4 protein-coding genes and 1 pseudogene are annotated in these 5,220 nt (G+C 68.3%); 3 read left to right on the forward strand and 2 right to left on the reverse strand.

Annotation, left to right across the window (positions count from 1 at the left end):
- From ACLP4W_RS20930 to ACLP4W_RS20940, 3 genes and pseudogenes are all read left to right on the forward strand, one after another.
- A partial coding sequence (locus ACLP4W_RS20930; protein ID WP_442389223.1) for an SDR family NAD(P)-dependent oxidoreductase occupies positions 1 to 745 on the forward strand: 745 nt, incomplete at its 5' end.
- A complete protein-coding gene (locus ACLP4W_RS20935) occupies positions 742 to 2,397 on the forward strand; it encodes an AMP-binding protein (RefSeq protein WP_442378818.1) in 1,656 nt (551 codons plus the stop codon). The genes ACLP4W_RS20930 and ACLP4W_RS20935, both read left to right, overlap by 4 nt.
- Before the next feature lie 35 nt (positions 2,398 to 2,432).
- Positions 2,433 to 2,645: pseudogene (locus ACLP4W_RS20940) on the forward strand (hypothetical protein); the annotation flags it as partial.
- Positions 2,646 to 2,668: 23 nt separating this feature from the next.
- Here the strand turns inward: ACLP4W_RS20940 and ACLP4W_RS20945 are convergent.
- Complete coding sequence (locus ACLP4W_RS20945) at positions 2,669 to 3,844, reverse strand: zinc-binding dehydrogenase (protein WP_442378820.1); 1,176 nt, start codon at positions 3,842 to 3,844, stop codon at positions 2,669 to 2,671.
- Between the two features lie 44 nt (positions 3,845 to 3,888).
- Positions 3,889 to 5,220: wax ester/triacylglycerol synthase domain-containing protein (locus ACLP4W_RS20950; RefSeq protein WP_442389226.1), on the reverse strand; the 1,332-nt coding region annotated here is incomplete at its 5' end.

Here is a 5,220-nt window from a genome sequence, read left to right on the forward strand (position 1 = left end):
CGCGCGCAAGCTCGGGGCGGCCGGCGCGACCGTGCTGCTGGTTGCCCGCTCTGCGGACAGGCTGACAGCCCTCGCGGCGTCGATCAACGCGGGCGGCGGCAGCGCGGCCGCGTACCCGACCGATCTCACAGACCTGACAGCGGTCGCCGCACTGGCGGAGAGGCTCACCGAAAACCACGGCCCGATGGACATCGTTGTCAGCAATGCCGGCAAGTCCATCCGGCGGTCGCTGCATCTGCAGTACGACCGGCCGCAGGATTTCGAGCGCACGATCGGCGTCAACTACCTCGGCCCGGTCCGGTTGCTGCTCGGGCTGCTTCCCGCGATGAGGCGCCGCGGCAGCGGGCACATCGTGAGCGTTTCGACGATCGGTGTGCTCACCGCACCAGGCCCGCGCTGGGGCGCCTACCTGGCGTCCAAGAGCGCGTTCGATGTGTGGTTGCGCAGCGTGGAACCGGAACTGCGCGCCGACGGCGTGCAGGTCACCTCGGTGTACATGACGTTGGTGCACACCCCCATGAGCGAACCCACGCCGATCCTGCGCAGAATGCCGGGCCTGTCTGCGGAGCAGGCGGCCGACATCGTCGCGAAGGCGATCATCGACCGGCCCGGCAGTGTGCAGCCGTGGTGGGTGCGGCCGATGGAAATCAGCTCGACGCTCCTGCCCGGGCCGGTCGGGATCGGGATGGGATTGATGTATCGGTTCTCCACCGATTCCCCAAGCGCCCTTGGGATTGAGGAATGACGGCGGCGATTATCGTGACCAGCGCGGCCCGGGTGGTGCTGCGATCGGGATTGTTTGCGCCCGCCGGGCCGCGGACGATGTTCCGCATCGTGCGTGAGGCGGTTCGAGGCGGCGCGACCCTGGCTACCGTGATGGCGATCGCGGCGGCTCGCTGGCCGGACCGGACCGCGGTGATCGACGATGACGGCGCGCTGAGCTACGGCCAGCTGCAGTCCCGCACCGAATCCCTCGCGGCCGCACTGGTCTGCCGCCACGGCATCGGACCCGGGGTCGCGGTCGGCATCCTGTGCCGTAACGGGCGCGCCTTCATGCAGGCGATGTTCGCGGCGGCGTCGGTCGGTGCCGACGTGGTGTTGCTCAACACCGAGTTCCGCACCGACGCGCTGGCGACCGCGTTGGGCGCGCACCGGATCCAAACCGTGATTTGTGACGACGAATTCGCCGACCGGGTGCGCGCGGCAGACGAGGCGGTTGCCGTCGTCGATCTCGCGGCGCTCGAGATCGACGAGCGCGAGCCACGGCCGAAGGCCGGGCCGCGCGGTCGGTTCGTGCTCCTGACGTCCGGCACGACGGGCACGCCCAAGGGTGTGCCGCGTACACCCAGTATCACCCCGGCACTGGGTGTTGGAGTCGTGTTCCTCGACCGCATCGGGTTGCGCGCCGGAAGCCGAATTGTCGTGCCGGTGCCCATGTTTCACGCGTTCGGGTTCGGGATGGTGTTGCTCACGGTGATACTCGGCGGCACGCTGCTGACAAGACGGCGGTTCGACGCCGAAGCAACGCTCGCGCAGGCGTCGTTGCATCGCGCGCACGTGCTCGCCGCGGTCCCGGTCATGCTCGCCCGGATTCTCGACCTTCCGGACGAGGTGCGGGAGCGAAACCCGGTTCCGTCGCTGCGCGTGGCGATCACCGCCGGGGCACGCCTGGACCCGAGCCTGGCTCAGCGGTTCATGGACGCCTACGGCGAGATCCTCTACAACGGCTACGGCTCCTCGGAGGTCGCCATCGGTTCGCTTGCGACACCCACCGATCTACGGGAGACACCGGAAACCGTCGGCAGGCCGGTTGCCGGCTGTCCGGTCGAGATTCTCGACGAGAACGACAGTCCCGTCGGGCCGCACGTCACCGGGCGGGTGTTCGTCGGTGGTGGCCTGACATTCGACGGCTACAGCGGCGGCGGTGGCAGGGATGTGGTCGCCAAGATGACGGCCACCGGGGACATGGGCTACTTCGACGAGGCCGGGCGGCTGTTCATCGTCGGCCGCGAAGACGACATGATCGTCTCCGGCGGCGAGAACGTCTACCCCCGCGCGGTTGAGAACGCCCTTGGCGAACATCCCGACGTGACCGACCACGCGGTGATCGGTGTTCCGGACGAGGACTTCGGCCAGCGGCTCGCGGCCTTCGTCGTCGCCCGTCCGGGCGCCGACATCGACGATGCCAGACTGCGGGAGTATCTGAAGGACAGGGTGTCTCGCTTCGAACAACCGCGGGACATCGCCGTCGTCGCCGCGATCCCGCGTAATCCCAGCGGCAAGGTGCTGCGAAACGAACTCGGTCACGATCAACAGCACCGCCCCGCACGTGCACGACGTCGAAAGGGCGAGATCGTCGACCGTGGCGGCCACGCCGGTCCAGAGACATTAGGCTGACTGACACTCGATCTCGTGCCCACGCATGTCGAATGGGCCGCTTCATCTACGCCGGCATCGCCGACAGGCTGGTGCATCCACGCGACCAGGTCACCCGGCTCTGGCAGCACTGGGGCCGACCCCAGATCCACTGGTACTCCGGCGGCCACACCGGGTTCTTCCGTTCCCGGCCGGTACAGCGATTCATCGACGACGCGCTGGTGCAGTCGGAGCTTGTCGACCCGTCACGGATACGCCGCAAACGCTGACTCCACCGGCGCATGGCTCGTCGTCACGTCCGGCCCCGGCCCGGGCTCGCGGCGTCGCTCTTGGGGTCGATCAGGATCTTCGCGTGCGCTTCGGGGTCACCGAGCGCATCGAACGCGGCGCCGACACCGGGTAGCCCGACCTTCCCGGTGATCAGCGGCGTGGCATCGACCTTGCCGTCGGCGAGCATGTGCAGCGTGTCGCGGAACTCGAGCGGGGTGTAGCCGAGCACGAACCGCACGTCGATCTCTTTGTTGATCGCCATCGCCGGCCGGATGTGGTCTGAGCCCATGCAGACGCCCACCACGACCACGCGCGAGAACAGCGGCGCGCTCGCGATGATGCCGTCGATAATGCCTGGGACGCCGACACATTCGAAGATGACGGGGTGCTTGGGCGTCGCGGCGCCGGCCGCCTCAGCGGCGCGCCAAACATGCCACCAGGGCAACCGCAGTCGTTGCAGCTTCTCCAGCGTGCCGACTGCGAGGTCGAACGCTTCCAGGATGCTTTGCATGTGCCCCTTGCCGGCGCCCGTCGTAAAAGGCGAGTCCTGCGCAGGATCGACGACGACGTCTGCGCCGCAGGTGGTGGCGAGCGCGCGCCGACCCGGTGAAAAGTCGCTCGCGATCACGGTGCGCACCCCGTGCGCCTTCAGCATGCAGATCACCGCCAGGCCGATCGGCCCGCAGCCGATGACGATCGCGACGTCGCCCTTGCCCACCTCGCCGCGCCGGACCGCGTGCCACCCGACGGCCATCGGCTCGGTGAGCGCGGCCACCTCAGGGGACAACCCGTTGGGGACGGGCAACGTCAGCGACTGTTCGACGAGGAGCTGCTCGGCGTAGGCGCCCGGGGCCATTGTCGACAGCCCGATCCCGTGCACCTCTTTGCCCCGCCGCAGCAGCGGCAGGGCCACGACCGGTGTGCCGCGCCGCGGGGCCTTGCGCGTTCCCGGGCCGTAATCGACCACCTCACCGCAGAATTCGTGACCGAAGACGACGTGCTGATTCGATCGCATGAACGCGTCGTACCCCGATTCGGCCATCACGTCGGCGAGTTCGTCGCAGTGGTGGCGCGCATGCAGGTCCGATCCGCAGATGCCACACCTGAGCACTTCGATCAGCAACTGACCCTTCGCCGGGCTCGGGGTCGGGGTGTCGACCACCTCGAGCTTGGCATTGGTGCAGGTCACGGTCTTCATTCGTCGATCCTCCTACACCGGCTTGGGTTGGAGATAGCCGCCGTTCAGGAAGAGGCGCGCGTAGTGCCCGCCGGTTGCAGTCCCGCCGCCTCTTTCAGCTCCTCGTACGCCTCCCTCGCGCAGCGAGCGAGTTGCGGTAGGTCGTCGAACGCCGCGCTGTTGCCGACGAACCCGAAGTCCATGTTCTCGTGGTAGGACGCCAACGTGGCGTTGAGCCCGATCGAGGCGGCGAGGGCGGAAACCGGGTAGATGCCAAGCAGGCGTGCGCCGTTGAGGTATCGGGTCTCCTTGGCGCCCGCCACGCTGGAAACCACGAGGTTGCACGCCGGGTGCGCGACGCGGTCCAGGTGTGTGGAGGCCCCCAGGCCGGCGAGCGCGACGAGCCCGACGGCGTAGGTCATCGCCGCCTCGTTGGACAAGCGGCCGAGTTCCTTCTTGCATGTGGCGACGGAGTCCACCACTTGGCGGATGCGTTCCGATACGCTCGCGCCGGGCTCCCCGAGTCGTGCGAACATCGCTGACACTCGCGTGCCGACCGCCGTGTCCCCGTCGCCGCGCAGCGACACCGGACACATCGCAATGAACGGGTGCCCGAAGGCGCGGCCCGTCTCCCGCAGGTAGGCATGCAGCCCCGCGTCGACCACGGTGACCGCCACGTCGTTCAGGGTCGCCCCGAAGTGCCGGCCCACCTCGTGCATCTCTTCGAGCGGCAGGGACAGCGTCGCGAATCTTCGCCCGATTTTGAGCGGCGCGTTGGTAGGGGCGTGCTGCGCCGCGAACGGCAGGCTGCCCTCGAGATGAGATCCCAATAGACCGGCGAGCACTTTGCGCAGCGCGCCGACCGAAACCTGGTTGAGCGCCTCGACCTGCGTGATCGCCCCGCGAATCGAGTCGGCGATTCGCTCCGTGAGCGGCGTCGGTGGGTGCGGCGCGGGTTCCGCCGTTCCCAGCGCAAAGCCGGGCGTCGGGACGGTGCGCCGATCGGTCGTGCTCAGCCCGTCGTATAGCCGCTTCAGGCCCGATTCGCCGTCGATGATCGAGTGATGGGTCTTCGTGTAGATCGCGAACATTCCGTCCGGCACCCCATCGATCACCCAGCAGCGAAAGAGCGGCCGGTCACGGTCGAGTTGCGCCTCGTGCAGATCGGCGACGAGCCGCAACAGGTCGTCGTAGGAGGCTCGAGCGGGCAGAGCCAGGTGCCCGACGTGGTAGTAGGGGTCCCAGCTCGTCACCTCCCGGAAATGGGGCGCGCCCCGACCAAGCAGCTCCGGGACATAGTTGAACGGCGGCGCCGGCGTGCACGCCCGATACGCCTCGACAATCTCGCGCACGATGGGCGCGCGGCCGGCGGGCTTTTTGAACAGCAGCATCGCACC

It is taken from the genome of Mycobacterium sp. (assembly GCF_052145595.1).
GTDB lineage: Bacteria > Actinomycetota > Actinomycetes > Mycobacteriales > Mycobacteriaceae > Mycobacterium.